Source organism: Sphaerimonospora sp. CA-214678, from assembly GCF_050942215.1.
In the GTDB taxonomy this organism is placed as follows: domain Bacteria; phylum Actinomycetota; class Actinomycetes; order Streptosporangiales; family Streptosporangiaceae; genus Sphaerimonospora.
In genome coordinates this window covers 40,542-59,446 of sequence record NZ_CP192056.1, presented here as the reverse complement: position 1 = coordinate 59,446, position 18,905 = coordinate 40,542, and the positions used below count along the sequence as shown (strand labels likewise).

17 protein-coding genes are annotated in these 18,905 nt (G+C 66.9%); 12 read left to right on the top strand and 5 right to left on the bottom strand.

What is annotated here, in order from left to right; all coding sequences use genetic code 11:
* Positions 1 to 18: 18 nt before the first annotated feature.
* Entirely contained in the window at positions 19 to 477 is a 459-nt protein-coding gene (locus ACQP1K_RS00265) for a hypothetical protein (protein ID WP_433498520.1), read from the bottom strand.
* Here ACQP1K_RS00265 and ACQP1K_RS00260 point away from each other — a divergent pair.
* The 8 genes from ACQP1K_RS00260 (at position 428) to ACQP1K_RS00225 (ending at position 9,076) form a co-directional block, all read left to right on the top strand.
* Positions 428 to 1,552, top strand: coding sequence for a DUF932 domain-containing protein (locus ACQP1K_RS00260; RefSeq protein ID WP_433498840.1), 1,125 nt, complete (start codon positions 428 to 430; stop codon positions 1,550 to 1,552). The genes ACQP1K_RS00265 and ACQP1K_RS00260 overlap by 50 nt on opposite strands.
* Before the next feature lie 257 nt (positions 1,553 to 1,809).
* Positions 1,810 to 2,013 carry a hypothetical protein gene (locus ACQP1K_RS00255; RefSeq protein ID WP_433498839.1) on the top strand — a complete coding sequence of 68 codons (204 nt, stop codon included), beginning with the start codon at positions 1,810 to 1,812 and terminating at the stop codon, positions 2,011 to 2,013.
* A 19-nt stretch (positions 2,014 to 2,032) separates the two neighbouring features.
* Entirely contained in the window at positions 2,033 to 2,764 is a 732-nt protein-coding gene (locus ACQP1K_RS00250) for a cytochrome c biogenesis CcdA family protein (protein WP_433498838.1), read from the top strand.
* The gene (gene resB / locus ACQP1K_RS00245; protein WP_433498837.1) at positions 2,764 to 4,380 is read left to right on the top strand and encodes a cytochrome c biogenesis protein ResB; all 1,617 of its coding nucleotides are present in this window, start codon (positions 2,764 to 2,766) and stop codon (positions 4,378 to 4,380) included. The genes ACQP1K_RS00250 and resB overlap by 1 nt, the downstream gene beginning before the upstream one ends.
* Before the next feature lie 5 nt (positions 4,381 to 4,385).
* Positions 4,386 to 5,417: a c-type cytochrome biogenesis protein CcsB gene (gene ccsB / locus ACQP1K_RS00240; RefSeq protein ID WP_433498836.1), complete on the top strand. Its 1,032-nt coding sequence runs from the start codon at positions 4,386 to 4,388 to the stop codon at positions 5,415 to 5,417.
* A 195-nt stretch (positions 5,418 to 5,612) separates the two neighbouring features.
* Positions 5,613 to 6,479, top strand: a complete 867-nt coding sequence (locus ACQP1K_RS00235; protein WP_433498835.1) for a F510_1955 family glycosylhydrolase — start codon at positions 5,613 to 5,615, stop codon at positions 6,477 to 6,479.
* A complete protein-coding gene (locus ACQP1K_RS00230; RefSeq protein ID WP_433498834.1) occupies positions 6,476 to 8,218 on the top strand; it encodes a VanW family protein in 1,743 nt (580 codons plus the stop codon). Before ACQP1K_RS00235 ends, ACQP1K_RS00230 begins: the two co-directional genes overlap by 4 nt.
* Positions 8,219 to 8,515: 297 nt before the next feature.
* Positions 8,516 to 9,076, top strand: coding sequence for a TlpA family protein disulfide reductase (locus ACQP1K_RS00225; RefSeq protein WP_433498833.1), 561 nt, complete (start codon positions 8,516 to 8,518; stop codon positions 9,074 to 9,076).
* A gap of 183 nt (positions 9,077 to 9,259) precedes the next feature.
* Here ACQP1K_RS00225 and ACQP1K_RS00220 read toward each other — a convergent pair whose 3' ends face one another.
* Both ACQP1K_RS00220 and ACQP1K_RS00215 read right to left on the bottom strand, forming a co-directional pair.
* Positions 9,260 to 11,500: a heavy metal translocating P-type ATPase gene (locus tag ACQP1K_RS00220; RefSeq protein ID WP_433498832.1), complete on the bottom strand. Its 2,241-nt coding sequence runs from the start codon at positions 11,498 to 11,500 to the stop codon at positions 9,260 to 9,262.
* A gap of 266 nt (positions 11,501 to 11,766) precedes the next feature.
* Complete coding sequence (locus ACQP1K_RS00215) at positions 11,767 to 12,051, bottom strand: heavy-metal-associated domain-containing protein (protein ID WP_433498831.1); 285 nt, start codon at positions 12,049 to 12,051, stop codon at positions 11,767 to 11,769.
* 353 nt (positions 12,052 to 12,404) lie between these two features.
* On the opposite strand from ACQP1K_RS00215, the gene ACQP1K_RS00210 reads away from it, so the two are divergent.
* Positions 12,405 to 12,884 carry a hypothetical protein gene (locus tag ACQP1K_RS00210; RefSeq protein WP_433498830.1) on the top strand — a complete coding sequence of 160 codons (480 nt, stop codon included), beginning with the start codon at positions 12,405 to 12,407 and terminating at the stop codon, positions 12,882 to 12,884.
* Between the two features lie 722 nt (positions 12,885 to 13,606).
* The gene (locus ACQP1K_RS00205) at positions 13,607 to 14,626 is read left to right on the top strand and encodes an acyltransferase family protein (protein ID WP_433498829.1); all 1,020 of its coding nucleotides are present in this window, start codon (positions 13,607 to 13,609) and stop codon (positions 14,624 to 14,626) included.
* 42 nt (positions 14,627 to 14,668) lie between these two features.
* Here the strand turns inward: ACQP1K_RS00205 and ACQP1K_RS00200 are convergent, their stop codons facing one another.
* Complete coding sequence (locus ACQP1K_RS00200) at positions 14,669 to 14,881, bottom strand: heavy-metal-associated domain-containing protein (protein ID WP_433498828.1); 213 nt, start codon at positions 14,879 to 14,881, stop codon at positions 14,669 to 14,671.
* Between the two features lie 274 nt (positions 14,882 to 15,155).
* Here ACQP1K_RS00200 and ACQP1K_RS00195 point away from each other — a divergent pair, with 274 nt between their 5' ends.
* On the top strand, positions 15,156 to 16,214 hold the full coding sequence (locus ACQP1K_RS00195; RefSeq protein WP_433498827.1) for an NlpC/P60 family protein: 1,059 nt from the start codon (positions 15,156 to 15,158) through the stop codon (positions 16,212 to 16,214).
* 455 nt (positions 16,215 to 16,669) lie between these two features.
* Here the strand turns inward: ACQP1K_RS00195 and ACQP1K_RS00190 are convergent, their stop codons facing one another.
* Entirely contained in the window at positions 16,670 to 16,822 is a 153-nt protein-coding gene (locus ACQP1K_RS00190; protein WP_433498826.1) for a hypothetical protein, read from the bottom strand.
* Positions 16,823 to 16,828: 6 nt separating this feature from the next.
* Here ACQP1K_RS00190 and ACQP1K_RS00185 point away from each other — a divergent pair, with 6 nt between their 5' ends.
* Positions 16,829 to 18,787: a heavy metal translocating P-type ATPase gene (locus ACQP1K_RS00185; protein ID WP_433498825.1), complete on the top strand. Its 1,959-nt coding sequence runs from the start codon at positions 16,829 to 16,831 to the stop codon at positions 18,785 to 18,787.
* The last annotated feature ends 118 nt before the right edge of the window (positions 18,788 to 18,905 follow it).

The following is an 18,905-nucleotide window of genomic DNA, read 5'->3' as shown; positions in this document are numbered from 1 at the left end:
AGTGGCTGATCCACGCGCTCACTCAAAGCCGATGGCGCGCAGCAGTTGCTGACTAGTCAACACCTCGATTCCCTGCTCGCGCGCTCGCGCCGCCAAGCGCTTCTCATTGGTCACCAAAGCGCAGCCCTCAACACGAGCAGTGAAGGCGATCAAGGCGTCACGGCTATGATCGACACTCCCCGAAGTCAGCGCTTGGAAGGTCGGCACGTCCTCGTCGGCCATCAACCGACCGTGACCAAGACGCGAATAGCCGAGGACGAACGCTCCAGCAGGAACCAGCGTTCCAATCTCAGCGAGTACGAGGATCAGCCGCTGGCGGCGATCAAGATCGGGCGTCGTCGCCAGCTCGTCAATCGTGACATGGGTATAGAGGACTTTCAGCTCGCCCCGATCGATCGCCGAACGCACACTCTCGGCCGCTCCAAGCATGTCGATCAGCGGGTCGACAGCGTTCGAGTCCAACACCACACGAAGCATGCTGGGGACCGTACTCGTCGAAGCCGACGGAAGGCACCCATTTCAAGCACCCGCTTCTCACGTCACACGAGCGGGAGCCGACCGACGTTCTTGGTGCAGACAAGACAAGCGGGGCACCGCCTGGCACTACCGCGCCAGCATGCAGGGAGAAGAAGCCAACCACTACTCTGGCCCGATCCCCGTCGAGGACGTCAAGCGGCGGTTGTTCGGCTGGGAGGCGTTGTCCAGCCCGGTCTACGTGGAGGACCCGCGCGGCGGGCTCGCCCAAGTGCCCGGCAGGCAGGCGATCGTGCGGAGCGACAACGGCCACGTCATGGGCATCTTCTCCAACGGGTACGAGCCACATCCCTACGTCGAATGGCTGATCAACACCATCTCCCGGCTCCTGGACTCCGACCTGTCGATCGGCTCGGCCGGGCTACTGAAAGCCGGGGCGGTCGCCTGGGTGTCGGTCGAGGTCCCCGAGAACGTGGTCACACCCGAGGGCGTCGAGTTCCGCCCCCACCTGTTCGGCGCGACCTCCTTCGACGGATCCTTGGCCACCACGTTCAAGCGGGCGGTGACCAGCATCGTCTGCGACAACACGATGGCCGCCGGCCTCGCCGAACGCGGCCAGCAGGTCAAGATCAAGCACTCCCGGCACTCACGGCTGCGGCTCGCCGAAGCCCGCGAGGCGCTGAACATCGTGTACGCGCTGGCCGATGAGTTCTCCACGGCCGTACGCGACCTGTGCCAGGTCGAGGTCTCCCGGCGGGAGTGGAACAAGTTCCTGGACGCCCACATCCCGATGCCCGACGAGCGAGGCCGCAGCCGCACCATGGCCGAGCACAAGCGCGACACCCTGACCAAGCTCTGGGACCACGATCACCGGGTGGCACCCTGGAGCGGTACGGCCTGGGGCGTCGTCCAAGCAGTGAACACGTTCACGCATCACGAGCAGCACGTACGCGGCGCCGAACGAGCCGAACGCAACATGCTCCGCGCCGTCACCGGCGGCATCGACGACCTCGACCAAGGCACCCTGATCACCCTGTCCAAGGTCCTCGACCGCCCACTCACCGCCGCCGCAGCGTGACCTCGGGGCGTCGAACCTGTACGGCTCCCCCACCCCAGGGTGGCGGGAGCCTGCACTTTGGACGATCGCCTGGGAGTAGACATCGGCGGTGACGGCGACATAGACGTTCCCGCACCAAGCGGTGCATATCCTCCGTCAGGACCTGTCGGGCGAGCCGCCGCATGTGGTCGGTAGGGTCTTAGCTCTACCGCTTGTAGTGCAAGGAGATCGTCCCTCCGTGTCCCGTCAAGAGCCTGACCGTGATCGCATTTGCGGCTGTGACGGCCCTCGCAGCGTTGACGGGCTGCGCAGGCAGCCAGGCCGACCAGATGCTGGCCGCTCAAGGCGCCGTGCTCCCGGTCGCGATTCCCTCGATTCTGATCACCGACGGCAAGGGCCACGGGGCCCGTGCTCTCGGTGCCATCACGTACGACGATCTGCTGGATGCCGTTATCAAGGTGGCCGAGGACGGCGGCCGGTGACCAATGGAGACCATGACCGATGGGTGACATAGGTGCTGTAGTCGCGACCGGTTCGCTGCTGGTGGCCCTGCCGATCGCAGTGGCCGCCGGGCTGGTGTCGTTCGTCTCCCCGTGCGTGCTGCCTCTCGTGCCCGGCTACCTGTCGTATGTGACGGGCATGAGCGAGGACTCCAGGCGGGGCCGGATGGTGCTCGGGAGCGCCCTGTTCGTGCTCGGTTTCGCGGCGGTGTTCGTGCTCGGCGGGGCGCTTTTCGGCGGGCTCGGGGGCGTGCTGTTCGGCAACGCCGAAGTGATCACGCGGGTGCTCGGCGCGGTCACGATCGTCCTCGGGCTGGCGTTCCTCGGGCTGATCCCGGGTCTGCAGCGGGACGTGCGGATCCACCGGCTTCCGGCGGCCGGCCTCGCCGGAGCGCCGCTGCTCGGGATCGTCTTCGGTCTCGGCTGGACGCCCTGCATCGGGCCGACGCTGGCCGTGGTCCTCACGCTGTCGGTCGACCAGGGCAGCGCCGCCCGTGGTGCCGTGCTCGCCTTGGCGTACTCGCTCGGTCTCGGCCTGCCGTTCGTGCTGGCCGGGCTGGCCTACCGGAAGGCGCTGCACGCGTTCAAGGCGGTGCGCCGTCACACGCGGCTCATCACTCGCATCGGGGGTGCCATGCTGGTCGCCGTGGGCGTGCTGCTCGTGACCGGCCTGTGGGGCGAGATGATCGCCGGTCTGCAGGGCTGGATCGGCGCATTTGAGACGGTGCTCTGATGACGGCCCCCGAAGACACCGAGGCGGCTCTGCCCTACGCAGAGGCGACAGCGAACGATATCGAGACGGCGACCGCGCCGGTCGAGCGCACCTCGCCAGAGTCCGTCGAGCGGCGGAGCGGTCTGAAACCGGCTGGGCTGGGATTGGCCGGCTGGCTGCGCTGGGGCTGGCGGACGCTCACTTCGATGCGTACCGCGCTGATCCTGCTGTTCCTGTTCGCGCTCGCGTCGATCCCCGGTTCGATCTACCCGCAGCGCGGCGTCGATCCCGGCCAGGTCGCGCGGTATTTCCAGGACAGCCCGACCGCGGCTAAATGGCTGGACCGGTTCTGGCTGTTCGACGTGTTCAGCGCGCCGTGGTTCGCTGCGATCTATCTGCTGCTGTTCGTCTCGCTGGCCGGGTGCGTGCTGCCCCGGGCGATGCTCCATGTCAAGGAGATCCGCCGCAAGCCTCCGGCCGCGCCGCGCAACCTGCTGCGCTTGCCGTACGGCGAGGCCTTCGAGGGTGACCTGACCGTTGGGGAGGCGGCGGCGCGGCTGCGCCGCAAGCGTTTCCGCGTCGTGACCGGGCCCGACTGGGTGGCGGCGGAGAAGGGCTACCTGCGCGAGACCGGCAACCTGCTCTTCCATCTCGCGCTGCTCGCGCTGCTGTTCGCGGTGGGCGCCGGCGCGCTGTACGGCTATCGCGGCAACGTGCTCGTGGTGGAGGGCGACGGCTTCGCCAATTCGGTGGCGGCCTACGACCGGTTCATCCCGGGGCAGCGGGTGTCGGCCGAGTCGCTGGAGCCGTTCTCCTTCACCCTGAAGGACTTCCAGGCCACCTACGTGGCGGCCGGGGCCAAGCAGGGCCAGCCGCTCGACTTCAGCGCCATGCTCTCGGTCCAGGACTCCCCGACGTCCGCGCCACGCGAGTTCGACCTCAAGGTCAACGACCCGCTGGATGTCAACGGCACGCTGACCTATCTGATCGGGCACGGCTACGCCCCGACATTCAAGGTGACCGATGGCAAGGGACGGGTGGCCTATGACGGTGCGGTGCCGTGCATCCCCGAGAGCCAGGCCACCTTCACGTCCGAGTGCGTGATCAAGATCCCGGACGCTGAGCCGCTGCAGCTCGGCTTCCTGGGTCGTTTCCTGCCCACCACCGTGCCCAATGGCGATGCGTGGGTCTCGGTGTTCCCGGGTGCGGCCAACCCGACGGTGCAGATCTTCCCGTTCGGAGGGGACCTCGGCTTGGATTCGGGCCGGCCGCAGTCGGTCTACCAGCTCGATACCGACGGGCTGAAGCCGCTGGGCAAGATGTCGGCCGAGCCCAAGCCGCTGGCCGTCGGCGACACCCTGGAGCTGGCCGACGGCGCCGGGAAGATCCAGTTCACCGGGGTCAAGGAGTGGATCAGCCTGCAGACCACCTATGACCCGGGCCGGGTGCCCGCGCTGCTGGCCGCCACGGCGGCCGTCCTCGGGCTGGTGCTGGCCCTGACCATCCGCCGCAGGCGGGTCTGGGTGCGGGTGACGGACGGGAAGGTCGCGGTGGGAGGGCTGACCCGCACCGAAGGCGGTGGCGCGGCCTTCTCGGCGGAGTTCGCCGAGATCGTCACCATGCTTCGTGAGGAGTAGTGAGTATGCCTATGCAGATCAATGAGGGATTGGCCACGCTGAGCGATCAGATCGTCCTGGTGACCGTCCTGCTCTATCTGGTCGCGATGATCGGTTTCGCGTTGGAGCTCGCCTTCGGCCGCGCCCGTACGGCGGTCGCCCCTGGTCAGGCAGAGCGACTCAAGCAGCGCGAACTGGTCGGTGTCGGTGCCGCCAGGGGCGACGTTGGCGCCCGGGAAGGTGCCGAGGACGGTGGCGGTGCGAGCGGTGAGGGCGGGAGCCGTACCGAGCCGGAACCGGTCGGCCGTACTGAGCCGAAGCCGGCGGGCTGGGCGGTCAGAGCGGGCAGCGTGGCGGTCGTCCTGAGCTGGATCGCATGGGGCGGTAACCTCGCCGCCATCCTCGCCCGGGGGATCGCCGTCGATCGGTGGCCGTGGGGCAACATGTACGAGTTCGTGGTGGCGATGTGCTTCGCCGCGGTCACCACATTTCTCGTGCTGCTGATCCGCTGGCCGATCCGCTTCCTCGGCGCGTTCGTCACGGTGACCGCCGCCCTCGGGCTCGGCTTCGCCGTGCTGTTCCTGCACGTCCAGGCCGGGCCGGTGCCGCCGTCGCTGAACACTTACTGGATCGCCATCCACGTCTCGGCGGCCATCGTGGCCAGCGGGCTGTTCACCGTGGCCGCCGTCTGCGCGATCCTCTACCTGGTCCGCAACGATGGGCGGCCCTCCGTCCTGCCCTCCAGGGCGGACCTTGAGCGGGTCGTCCACAACGCGATCGTGATCGCTTTCCCGATCTGGACGTTCGCCGTCATCGCGGGCGCCCTATGGGCGGACCGCGCGTGGGGCCGCTACTGGGGCTGGGATCCCAAGGAGGTCTGGTCCTTCATCACTTGGGTCGTCTACGCCGCCTACCTGCACGCCCGCGCGACCGCCGGATGGCGTGGCAAGGCCGCCATCATCGTGTCGCTCGTCGCGTTCGCGTGCCTGCTGTTCAACCTGATCGGGGTGAACATCTTTCTGGGTGGCCTCCACTCCTACGCCGACGTGCCCAAGTAGCTTCCGCTTGGAAATCCTGGCAGGGGAAAGGCGGGAGTGCCTCAGCGCTGCAGCACGAGCGGGAACCAGAACGGTCGTGGTGCCGCCGAATGCGTGCTGTGAGTAGCGCGATCTTCTGAGGCAGCAGTGATCGGCAGTCCCGAACCCTTCCCACCCGCTACTATCGAAACTAGTAGAAACGGTTAGAATCTGGCCATGTTGTGCGATCTGCGGTTGCGTGCCGCCGCCGTCCTGTCCGCCCTCGTCGTAGGCGTTTCGGCCTGTGGGGGGTCTCAGCCGGCGTCGGAGCCCGATCCTGATGATCCCGGGATCGGGCACATCCACGGGCTGGGCATCGATTCCGCCGACAACGCGCTGTACGTGGCAGGCCACTACGGTCTGTTCAAAATCAATTCAGCGGAAACGGCCGAGCGGGTGGCGGGACGCATCAACGACTACATGGGCTTCACGATCGTCGGGCCGAAGACCTTCCTGGCCAGCGGCCACCCGGGCGACCCGAATGCGACCAGCCCGCACTTGGGACTGATTCGTACCACGGACGCCGGGCACACCTGGACCACCGTCTCCGAGGGCGGCAAAGCCGACTTCCATGCGCTGCAGGCCGCCGGTGATCACCTGTATGGCTATGACAGCCAGTCGGCGCGAGTGAAGGCGAGCACCGACCAGGGGCGCAGCTGGACGAACGGCGCGCAAGAATCTGTGATCGATCTGGCGGCCAATGGTGCCGACCCCGTGCGGCTGTACGCCACGACCCCGGATGGCCTGCGGGTGAGCACGAACGGCGGCCAGGACTTCGCCCCTGTCGAGGGGGCGCCCCTGCTCAGCCATGTCGACTCCCCTGCCAAGGATCTGCTGATCGGCCCGGATGCCGAAGGGGTCATCCGGAGCAGCACCGATGGGGGCCGCACCTGGCAGACAGGGGGCAGACTTCCCGGTCAGGCAGCCGCTTTCACCGCTGTCGACGGGAAACACCTGCTCGCCGCCATGGAGGACGGAACGGTCTACGAGTCACGAAACGGCGGACAGGACTTCAGCGTCGTGTTCCGCCCCGCTCTGCGATGAACAGGCGCATCGACGCACCTCCGCCCACCACCGGTACGGCCGCCGGCACCCGGCGCCTTCCCCGCTCCCTCCGGCGCCGGGTCCTGGTCGTATCGGCGTCCGTGCTCGGCGTCGCGCTGCTGGCCTATGGCGTGCCCGCGATCGCCCTGGCCGGTGAGGTCCCGCCAGGGACTCGCGTCGACGGCGTCGACATCGGCGGCATGTCGCCCGATGCCGCGCAGGCCAAGCTGGAACGCGAGATCGGCAAGCGGGCCGAGTCTCCAATCACACTTCGCGCGGCGGGCAAGACGGTACGGCTGCCGCCCGCGGAACTTGGCTTGACCTTCGACGCCGAGACGACCGTGCAATCCGCGCTGGGCGGAGCGCTCACCCCGGGCGGCATCATCCGCTCGCTGTTCGGCAGCCGCGAGATCCCGCCGAAGGTCACCGTGGACGAGCAGCGCCTGTCCACCGCTATCGCCTCCCTGGCCCGACGCGTCGACACCAAGCCTCGCGAGGGCGGCATCCGCTATCACGATCTCCAGCCGCAGGTCATATCGCCAAAGCCTGGGCGCTCTCTTGATCGTGCTGCGGCAATGACGGCCGTACGCGCGGCCTTTCTCAAGGGCGGATCGGTCAAGTTGGCCGTCCGTCCGGTGCCGCCGACGGTCCCCGCCGCAGAGATCAAGCGGGCCGCGGCGAGCCAGGCCAAGACGGCCGTGGCGGCTCCGCTGACCCTGACCAGCGGCGGCAAGCGGACCGAGCTGTCCCGCGACCAACTGGCGGCGGGCCTGCGCTTCGTCGCGGACGGCAAGGGCGGGCTGCGACCTGTCTTCGATGGGAAACAGATCGCGCCCGAGCTGGACAAGGCGCTGATCGACGCGGGTCAGCGCCCGAAGGACGCCTCCTTCAAGATTGTGAACGGCACGCCGCGCGTCATCCCCGGCAAGGTGGGCCGCGGCATCGACGTCAAGGCTCTCGGTACGGCGATCGCCACCACCGTGGGCTCAGGTAGCCGGACCGTCGAGGTGCCGGTGACCGAGACGCAGCCGCGGATTTCCACGGAAACGGCCAAGGGACTCAGCATCAAGGAGAAGGTCAGCTCCTTCACCACGCGTTATCCCTGCTGCGCGCCACGGGTGACCAACATCCACCGCATCGCTGACATTGTGGACGGCTACGTTGTCAAGCCCGGTGAAACGTTCTCGCTCAACGGTCTGGTGGGCAAGCGCGACAAGGCACGCGGCTTCGTCGAGGCACCCATGATCCTGAACAACCGGTTCGTCAACGACGTGGGCGGTGGAATCTCGCAGTTCGCCACCACCATGTTCAACGCGGTGTTCTTCGGCGGTTTCCAGGACGTACAGCACATGCCCCACCAGTACTACATCTCCCGCTATCCGGCGGGGCGGGAATCCACGATCTCCTATCCGCAGCCGGACTTCCGCTGGCGCAACGACTCCCCGTACGGCGTACTGATCAAAACCTCGTACACGGACACCTCGGTCACTGTGCAGTTCTGGAGCACCAAGCGGTACGACATCGAATCCCAGAGCTCGCCCCGCTACGCCATCAAGCCCATTCCGACCCTCACCGACTCCGAATCCGAATCCGAATCCGAATCCGAGTGCATCCCGATGAGCGGCGCGGAGGGCTTCACGATCGATGTATGGCGCATCTTCAAACAGGACGGCAAGGTGGTCCGCAAGCAGCGGTTCCACACGGTCTACGACCCCGAGCCCCGGCTAACCTGCGGCTGACGGTTCCCAGGGAGTAGATGGCCCCCGGGGAACCTCTGCTCCTTCTCAGGCTGTCATCGCACGATGGCGTCCGGTACAGCGGTGTTGCCCGCCCTTTGACGAACGGCGCCGTCTCGCCGACCGCCGCAGGTCTGCCGGCGAGCATCCCGCATACCACTCCCTCAAGTCTGCGGGGGGATCGCACAGCCGCCCAGTGGCATCCGAGCCCCGGCGTCGAGGGCGGGCCGTGGGTCAAGTACGGTCCTATTACTAGGCTTACTAGTAGAGAGACTGCTTGTACCGGTGAAATCACGCCCCTTGATCTTCCTGATCTTCGCTCTCGCTCTTGTAGCTTTGACCGGCTGTGCGGGCAACCAGAACTCGCAGTCGTCGTCCCTCGGCGACACCCGTTTCGTCGCAGGGGACGGCAAGGTTGAACTCTTCGCCCCGGCAAGCCGTCGAGCGGCTCCGGCAGTTGAGGGCTCCAGCCTGGAGGGTGAGACGGTTCGCCTCAACAAGAGCAGGGTCACCGTGATCAACTTCTGGGCCTCCTGGTGCGCCCCGTGTCGCATCGAAGCGCCTGCGCTCAAGGACATCGCCGCGGAGACCAAAAGCCGCGGCGTCGAGTTCATCGGCATCAACTTCAAGGACCAGAAGTCCTCCGCGCTGGCCTTCGAACGTGGAGTCAAGAGCGGGTATCCGAGCATCTACGACCAGAGCGGGAGGCTTCTGCTCGCGTTCCAGGGCACTGTCCCGCCGGCGGCCATCCCGTCAACCCTGATCATCGATCGTCATGGGCGAATCGCCGCCCGAGCACTCGGTGCGGTCAAGTACAGCGATCTTCTCAAGACATTAACCGAAATCATGAATGAACCGTAGGGGAACGTGGTGGTCTATAGCGATCTTGGGGGGCTGGCTCCTATCGGGCATTCGTCCAGTTCATGCCGACACGGTTTACCCACTCACCCGCTGATGCGAGACGTGATCACGCGACGGCTGCCGCCGAGACGCCGACGGGGCCACAGGTCATCGACGACCTGCGGCCCCGCCGTGTGGGTCGGGTCAGGTGAAGCGGCGTAGCCGCAGGCTGTTGCTGACCACGAAGACGCTGGAGAACGCCATCGCGGCTCCGGCGATCATCGGGTTGAGCAGGCCGGCGGCGGCCAGCGGCAGCGCGGCCACGTTGTAGGCGAACGCCCAGAACAGGTTGCCCTTGATCGTGCGCAGAGTCCGCCGTGACAGCCGGATCGCGTCCGCCGCCACCCGCAGGTCACCACGGACCAGGGTGAGGTCGGAGGCCTCGATGGCGGCATCGGTGCCGGTGCCCATGGCCAGACCGAGATCGGCCTGGGCGAGTGCGGCGGCATCGTTGACGCCATCACCCACCATGGCGACGGTCCTTCCCTCGCCCTGCAGCCGCCTGACCACGTCCACCTTGTCCTTGGGCAGTACCTCGGCGATCACGTCGTCGATCCCCACCTCGGCAGCCACGGTCTTCGCCACGGCCTCATTGTCGCCGGTGAGCAGGACCGGCGTGAGCCCGAGTGCGCGCAACTGGCCGATGGCCTCGGCGGAGGTGGGCTTGACCACGTCGGCCACGACCAGGACTGCGCGTGCCTTGCCGTCCCAGCCGACGGCGACAGCCGTACGGCCTGCGGCCTGAGCGGTGTGCAGGGCCTGTTCAAGGTCGGCGGGCAGGTACTGGGACCACTCGGCGAGCAGCCGGGGCCTGCCGACCAGGACGGCGTGGCCGTCGACAATGCCCTGCACGCCCAGACCTTCGACGTTGGCGAAGTCTTCAGGGACGGGCAGAGAGCCGACTTGGTCAGCGGCGCCGCGCGCGATGGCCCTAGCGATGGGGTGCTCGGAGGCGTGCTCCAGCGCGCCGGCCAGGCGCAGCACCTCGTCAGCGTCCTCTCCATCGGCCACGTGCGACTCCACCAGGGTCATCTTGCCCTCAGTAACGGTGCCGGTCTTGTCCAGCACGACCGTGTCGATCCTGCGAGTGGATTCCAGCACCTCGGGTCCCTTGATCAGGATGCCGAGCTGGGCGCCGCGTCCGGTGCCGACCAGCAGCGCGGTCGGGGTGGCCAGGCCCAGCGCGCAGGGGCACGCGATGATCAGCACGGCTACCGCCGCGGTGAAGGCGGCTGCCACGCCCTGGCCGGTGCCGAGCCAGAAGCCCAGCGTGCCGACGGCCAGCGCGATCACGATGGGCACGAAGATCCCGGAGATCCGGTCGGCCAGCCGCTGCACCTGCGCCTTGCCGGTCTGGGCCTCCTCGACCAGGCGGGCCATCTGGGCGAGCTGGGTGTCGGACCCGACTCGGGTGGCGCGCACGACGAGACGGCCGCCTGCGTTGACGGTCGCGCCGGTGACCGGATCGCCCGGCCGTACTTCCACCGGGACCGACTCGCCGGTCAGCATGGAGGCGTCGACGGCGGATGAGCCCTCTTCGACGACCCCGTCCGTGGCGATCTTCTCGCCGGGTCGTACGACGAACCGGTCCCCGGTGGCAAGCTGGTCAGTGGGGATGCGGACCTCAGTGCCGTCGCGGAGCACCGCGACGTCTTTCGCGCCGAGTTCCAGCAGGGCGCGCAGGGCGGCGCCCGCGCGGCGCTTGGAGCGGGCCTCGAAGTAGCGCCCGGCGAGGATGAACGCGGTGACCCCGGCGGCGGCCTCCAGATAGATGTTGCCCGACCCGTCGGTGCGCTCGATCGTCAGCACGAACGGGTGGGTCATGCCCGGCGTGCCGGCGGTGCCGAAGAACAGCGCCCACAGCGACCAGCCCAGCGCGGCGATCGTGCCGAGCGAGACGAGTGTGTCCATGGTGGCCGTGCCGTGCCGCAGGTTCACCCACGCCGCCCGGTGGAACGGCCACCCCGCCCAGACCACGACGGGGGCGGCGAGCGTGAGTGACAGCCACTGCCAGTTCGTGAACTGCAGCGCCGGGATCATCGCCATCGCGATCACCGGGACGCTCAGCACCAGGGAGGTGACCAGCCGGTGACGCAGGGGACGCAGTTCATCCTCGGGCTCGGCTTCTCCGACTGATTCGGCCCGGACAGGTGCGGGCAGCGCGGCGGTGTAGCCCGCTTTCTCTACCTCGCTGATCAGCTCCCGCGGGTCGAGCCCGTCGGGGAAGGTGACCGTCGCCTTCTCGGTAGCGTAGTTGACCGTCGCACTCACGCCCTCCAGCTTGTTCAGCTTGCGCTCGATACGGTTGGCGCAGGACGCGCAGGTCATACCGCCGATCGACAGTTCGACGGTGCCTTGCGGCCTGTCGTCGGTGATGGGGGACATCACCTCTCCTCTCTTCGTGATCCTGCGGCTCAGTGCGTGTGATCACTGTGCCCGCTGGAGGCGGCGGGGCTGGGGCTGGGCTTGGCAGTGGAAGTCGCCTGCACGATGGTGACGGTGAAGCCCGCGGTGTGGACCTTGCCTTCGTGCTGGAAGTCCAGGAAGGGGCCTTACCCCCGTACGGTATTTCCCAAGCAGGTGGGCGTGCATGCCGGTGCACGCCCACCACTGAGTCCCGTGACGACTCCTCGAGGACGCATCGAGGGGCGTTAGGATCCTGCGCCGGCCAGTTGGTAGCCGGCCTGTTCCACCGCGGCGCGGATCTCGTCGTCGGAGAATCCGGAGCCGCTCACCGTGACGGCGCCGCTGGTCAGATCGACCTGGACGCCGCTCACCCCGCCGACCTTGCCGATCTCGGTCGAGACTGATGACACGCAGTGTCCGCAGGTCATGCCGGTGACGTCGTAGATGCGCTCAGAGTCCTCAGGCGTCACGGCCGGTGTCGTGCCGGTGCCGTCCTGGTCCTGAGTGCCACAGGAACATCCACTGCACATGTGCTTCTCCTTCGCCGCATGATTGGCTTTGCTTACCCCTAGGGGGTACCGGACGGGGAGGAGCGTAACATACCCCCCAGGGGTGTACAAGAGACAAGTGCTGGGCTGACCGGTACGCCGAACGCTCACCGCCATCCGGAGGACACTACGAGGGAAGTTGATACACCCAGGGGATGTTCATGATCTGGCTGGCGGCGTCCTGGGAGTGCCGTCCGTAGTCGCCTCCGTGCACGTAAATGTGCCTGACCAGGGTCGGCAAGCACACCGGCAGTTGCTTGAAGGTCCTGACGCGAAGTCGGCTGCTACTATGCAGCCTAGGAGGACATATGCGACTTTGGACCAGGCGGCAGTGGTTGGTCGCCATCTCCGGCAGCGTCGTCGCAGCACTGGCCATCGGTACCCCTACCGCGATCATCGACACCCCGTTCTTCTCCCGGATGACGCCCGTGCTGTGGTGGAACTATCCCGTCTGGATCATCACTGCTCTGTTCACCGGCCTGATCCTCGCCACCTATGTCGCCTCGGGAACGGCCGCCGGCCAAACGTTCGAAGGCAAGAAGACGGCCGTCGGCAGCGTGATGTCGCTCCTCGCAGTGGGTTGCCCAATCTGCAACAAACTGGTCGTGCTGGCGCTCGGTGTCAGCGGCGCCTCTTCGTATTTCGCTCCGATCCAACCGCTACTTGCGGTGGCCTCGGTGGCGCTGCTCGGATACGCCCTGCGCCGCCGTCTCCAAGCCCTCAAGGCGTGTCCCATGCCGCCACGACCGGCCGTACCCCGGGAATCTGCGGCTGCGGGTCCGCCCCTTCAGAGCGACCCATCGACCACGCCCTAGTCCCATACCAGAACGCGCCGCACGGATCCGAGAGCAGCGGCCTCGCCCGTTCCGATCCTTCAAACAGATAGCTGAGCATTTCTCCCGTGAGTGACACCCCACCTCATCGTCCGGCCCAAGTCCCACTCCCAGACGACACCCTCGATCCCGGAGATGCCCCCACCGGGGTCATCAGCCGGATCGCCGGAGGGCAGCCAGGTCCGGAGCTGGGTAGGTCGCACTCCTGGGCGGTTTCGCCGTCGGCTCCCGAAGCCGCCGCCGCGCCGTACGGCGTGGACGCCCTGGGACAGGTTCGGGGAGAGGCGCCGGCCCTGCCCGCGAAGGGACCTCACGGTCAAGGTAGATCAGGACGCGGCGGCTCACCCGCATGGACCCCGACCGCACGGGATTTCGACTACTTCTTCTCTCCCCGCGACAAGGCCCATCCGTTGTCTTCCCAGGAGCAGGCCGCGGCGACCGGGCAGACCGAGGCGGATAGGCACTGGGAGCAGTCCGAGCCGATCCCGGCATCGCCCCAGCCGTGGGCGGCCCGCTCGACGGAGCTCCCCGCGGAATTCGTCCAGGCCGTCTCGGCTCCTGCGAGGGCGGATGCCTCAGGGGATATGACAGCGGCCCCAGGACTGAGGGAAACCGATCCTTCGAGACCGCGGCAGGCTATCGGCCACCAGCAGGAACGGGCCCGTTCCGAATGGGACAAGCCGGAGCGGAAACAGGAACCCCGGATGCCGCGCAAGCGGCCGCGTGATCCGCACTTGGACAACGTGAAGTTCATCGGGGTCGCTCTGGTGCCGATAGGCCACGCGTTGGTGCCGACGCTGGCCGCCGACTCGGCACGGGCCGTCTACATCTATATCTATGTCTTCCACATGCCGCTGATGGTCATCGTCAGCGGTTACCTGTCCAGGAACTTCTGGAACTCCAACGCCAAGACGAACAAACTGGTCGACACGTTCCTCGTGCCGTACGTGATCGTCGAGGTGGGCTACGCCCTGCTCCGCACCGCCCTCGGCCAGAAGTGGTCTCTCACGATCATGGATCCGGCCTGGCTGAACTGGTATCTTGTGGCGCTGCTGTTCTGGCGGCTGTCCACCCCGGTGTGGAAGCGCATGCGCTACCCCGTGACCATCGCGGTGGTCGTTTACCTGTTCTCGGGCTTCTCCAACCTCAGCGGCGACTTCAGCATGGACCGGTTCTTCGGGCTCATGCCGTTCTTCGTCATCGGCCTCGTGCTCAAGCCCGAATACTTCGACTACCTCCAGCGTCGCTGGGTGCGGGTGCTGTCGGTGTTCGTGCTCGTCGGTGGTGCGGCCGTGGCGATCTTCCTGGTGACCAAGTTCAGCGTGAAGCTCGGCCCGTTCTACTACAAGAACAGCTATACGCAGTTGAAGCTGGTCTGGTGGGAGGGAATCGCGCTGCGGGTCGCTCTGCTGGTCGCCGCGCTCGCCATGTCGGCGGCGGTGATGTCGCTGGTTCCCCGGCGGGAGACGTGGTTCTCCGATCTCGGCACCCGCACGCTGTACTGCTACCTCCTCCACGGGGTTCCGGTCCTGATCGCCAAGGAGATGGGCTGGCTGAGTGTTCCCTGGCTGTACGGCCCGCTCGGGGTGGCCACCATCGCGAGCGCCGGCTTCGCGCTGGCCATCGTGCTGTGCCTGCCGATCACCCGTACGGCGTTCAAGTGGCTGCTGGAGCCGAGGCTGGTCTGGCTCTACCGCAAGCCCAGGGAACGGTGGGCCAAGTAGGCGGCGTCCGCGCAAGCGGAAGCAACGTGGCGCCGCCCCTCTTCACGAATTGTCGGCGACTTCGTACCCGGCTTCTTGGACGGCGGCCTTGATCTGTGCCGTGTCGATGGGAACCTCGCTCTCCACTGTCAGGAGCCCGGTGGCCAGCTCAACCTCGACGCCGGTGACGCCGGGGACCTCTCCGACTTCTTCCTTGACAGAGCTGACACAGTGGCCACAGGTCATGCCCTTGACTGTGTAGGTGGCGGTGGTCATCGCAATCCCTCCTCTTCCTCACCTATCGGGAGATACCTTACCCCTCCTAGGTATAGGTCTAATCGGTGCCTGTGTCGCTGTCTCTACTACGACATGCCGTAGTCTCCCCCTCTCGAAGACCTGCACCCGAGCTCTCGGCACGTTCCGCCGGTAGCCGTCAGAGGAGCGCTTTGACCAGGGATTTTGTCACCAATCCGGTTGTGGCGATCGCTGGCCTTGGCGGGATGTGACGCTTCGCGGTCCCCTGCCCAGGAGTGGAGATACGGATCAAACAGTGAAGAAGCCGCTCTGCTTCTGTAGCATTTCGCCCAATATCCGAGCAAAGGAAGGCATCAGGGTGGCGATGGCGGGCGTGCCGGTGAGGGTTGGGCGGCTGGCCGCCGCGGCGGGACTGGCCGTCATCGCGCTGCTACCGCTGAACGGGGCGGCTGCCGAACCACAGCCCACCATCTCCCAGGCCAAGGCGAGGCTAAAGAAGCTCAACGACCTGGCGGGTAAGGTCGTCGACCGCTACAACCTGGCCAACGAGCGGTGGAAGAAGGCCAAGAAGGACTACGACAGGCTGAACAAGGACTACACGCAGCAGCAGAAAACCGTTGTCCTGCTGCGGGGCGATCTTGTGCAAGTCGCGGTCAGTAGTTACCAGTTAGGCGGCATGAGCGGCGAAAGACTCGTCAGCAGCGACGATCCCGGTTCGATCCTGAGCAGCATGGCATTGATCGACTACATGGCGGCCGACCGCGCCGAATCCCTGCGGGCCTTCGAGGCCGCCAACCGGGCACTCAAGGCCAAGCATGGGAAGGCGAAAACGGCGCTGGCCGACGCGGACAAGGCACGAGACACGCTGGCCAAGGAGAAGACCAAGGCAGAGCGCATGGTCGCCGAGCAGACGAGGCTGCTGCGCCGACTGGGAGCGTTCCGGGTCGGCGATCCCAACAGCCCCGGCATCCCCTATACCGGCCCCGCCTCGGGCAACGCGCGGCTCGTGCTGCAGTTCGCGTACAAGCAGATCGGCAAGCCCTACCGGTGGGGTGCCACAGGACCGGGGTCGTACGACTGCTCCGGGTTCAGTCAGGCATCGTGGCGTCAGGCGGGGGTCGAGCTCCCTCGCACGACCTACGAGCAGTGGAGTTGGGGGGCCGACAGGCGGGTGCCCTTGGACCTGAACCAGTTGCAGCCCGGTGATCTGCTGTTCAGCAAGGGCCTGGGTCACATGGGCATCTACGCCGGCGACGGCAAGATGGTGCACGCTCCACAGACCGGTGATGTCATCAAGGTCGTCAATCTCGACGACTACTGGTGGGGACGCCTTCTGGGCGCTGTCCGTCCATGACTACGCGTCAAAGTCCTCGTCGGGGGCACTGCTCTGGTGGTCATCCCGCGGGTCTGATCAGCGCGATGATGCTCACTTCCCGCCCCGAGTTTCAGAGCGAGGCTCGGCGAGCCGACGCCCTCGGAGAAGTGCAGGACGACATTCTCGCCGCGGACGGGTGCCAGCCGTCGTGACTTGCACGGCGTCAGGCCCTTGGCTTCTTGCCCTGGCCTGGTATCTTAACTGCTGGTAGACATACCCCTGGGGGGTAAGAAGGGAGGCGGGAGCGGCAGAGACGACATCCCCCGGTCACATCACCGAGAAGCAGGCTCTGCTGAACTGCCTCAAGCGGATCGAGGGGCAGGTTTGTGAGCCGGCCAAGACACGCTCCGACGACTCACCACGACGCTTCTCGCTCGACCCGACCAAGGCAGGAAAGCAAAACCATGAACAACCACCAGCACGACCACCACTCCTCACACCCCGATGAGGCTCATCAGACGCATGGGGTGCGACACCTCGAGCACGGCGAGCAGCCGCCCGTGCACAGCGAGAAGCTGCGGGACGCGGCCGAGCGCGAGCACAGCGGTCACCACGAGGGACACCATGGTGGTGGGCATGAAGGCCACGCGGCCATGTTCCGGGACCGCTTCTGGCTGTCCCTGCTCCTGACCATCCCGGTCGTCTTCTATAGCCACCATCTCCAGGATTGGCTCGGCTACAGCGCACCCGCATTCCCCGGATCGTCTTTCTTATCGCCCGTCCTTGGCACGGTGGTCTTCTTCTATGGAGGCTGGCCGTTCCTGACCGGCGCGGTGGAGGAAGCGCGTAAGCGCCGTCCGGGAATGATGTTGCTGATCGGCATGGCGATCACGGTGGCGTTCGGCGCCAGCCTCACCGCCAGCCTCGGCTGGTTCGACGTGGAGGTGTGGTGGGAGCTGTGCTTGCTGATCATCATCATGCTGCTTGGCCACTGGATGGAGATGCGCGCGGTTGGCCAGGCCCAGGGGGCACTAGCGGCCCTCGCCGAACTGCTGCCTGATGAGGCGGAGCGCGTGACCGACAACGGCGAGGTCGAGCAGGTCCACATCAGGGACCTAACCGTCGGTGACGTGGTCCTTGTGCGCCCAGGCGGCCGAGTCCCCGCGGACGGCGTCATCGTGCAAGGGGCAGGCGAGGTGGACGAGTCGATGATCACCGGTGAGTCCAAGCCCGTCACACGAGAAGCGGGCACTCGCGTGGTCGCCGCGAGCGTGGTCGTCGGCGGCTCCCTGCGCGTCCGGGTGGACGCTCTCGGTGAAGACACCACCTTGGCGGGTATCCAACGCCTGGTGGCCCAGGCGCAGGAGTCCCGGTCGCACACGCAGGTGCTCGCGGACCGCGCAGCGGCGCTGCTGTTCTACCTCGCGGTGATTGCCGGCGTGATCACCGTTGTGACGTGGGCGCTGCTGGGTCAGCCCGACGCCGCGCTCACCCGGTCGGTCACCGTGCTGATCATCGCCTGCCCACACGCGCTGGGGTTGGCGATCCCGCTGGTCACCTCGATCGCGACGTCCAAGTCGGCGCGCAACGGGATTCTGGTCAAGGACCGGCTGGCTCTCGAACGTATGCGCAGCGTCAATGCGGTCCTCTTTGACAAGACGGGCACGCTGACCAAGGGGGAGCACGCCCTTACCGGCATGGTCAGTGTCGACGGAGACGACGACCGCTGGCTGGCACTCGCGGCCGCGGTCGAGGCTGACAGTGAGCACCCGCTGGCCCGCGCTATCGTCACCGCGGCCCGGGAAACCGGCGTAGAGGTGCCGGACGCCGCCGACTTCCAGTCCATGGCCGGTCGGGGGGTCAAGGCTCGAGTCGGCGGAGCCAGCGTGGCCGTCGGTGGGCCGGCGCTGCTGCGCGAACAAAAGTTGAAGATCCCCGAGGCCATGCGTGATCGGATCGCGGAGTGGCAGTCGCGCGGCGCGTCCGTCCTCTACCTGGTGGTTGACAGAAAGGTCAGTGCGGCCCTCACCGTGGAAGACCAGGTCCGCGAGGAATCACGGGCGGCGATCCAGGAGCTGCATCGGCTCGACGTACGCGTCGCGATGATCACCGGCGATGCCCAGCAGGTGGCCGACGCGGTCGCTGCTGACCTGGGAATCGACGAGGTGTTCGCCGAGGTCCTGCCCGAGGACAAGGACGCCGCCGTCACCGACCTACAGCAGCGCGGCTACACCGTGGCGATGGTCGGCGACGGCGTCAACGACGCGCCGGCGCTGGCTCGCGCCGACGTCGGGATCGCGATCGGCGCCGGCACCGACGTCGCGATCGAGTCCGCCGGGATCGTGCTGGCCTCCGACGACCCCCGCGCCGTCGTGGCCGTCCGACGGCTCTCCCAGGCCAGCTATCGCAAGATGCTGCAAAACCTGTGGTGGGCTGCGGGCTACAACATCCTGGCGATCCCGCTGGCCGCAGGAGCGCTTGCGTCGGTGGGCTTCGTGCTCCCGATGGCGGTGGGCGCAGTCCTGATGAGCCTGTCCACCATCATCGTGGCGATCAACGCCCAGTTTCTCCGTCGAATCGATCTGCAACCACACGCCGCCCCCTCCGGGTGACCACTCGCCCGGTGGGAGGCGACGTGAGAGCCCTGAAGTCAGGACGATCGTCCAGGTATCGATCGGCACCGCCCGGCGACGGCGGCAGAACGCCGCCGTGCCCGTGCGTGTCGTTCAC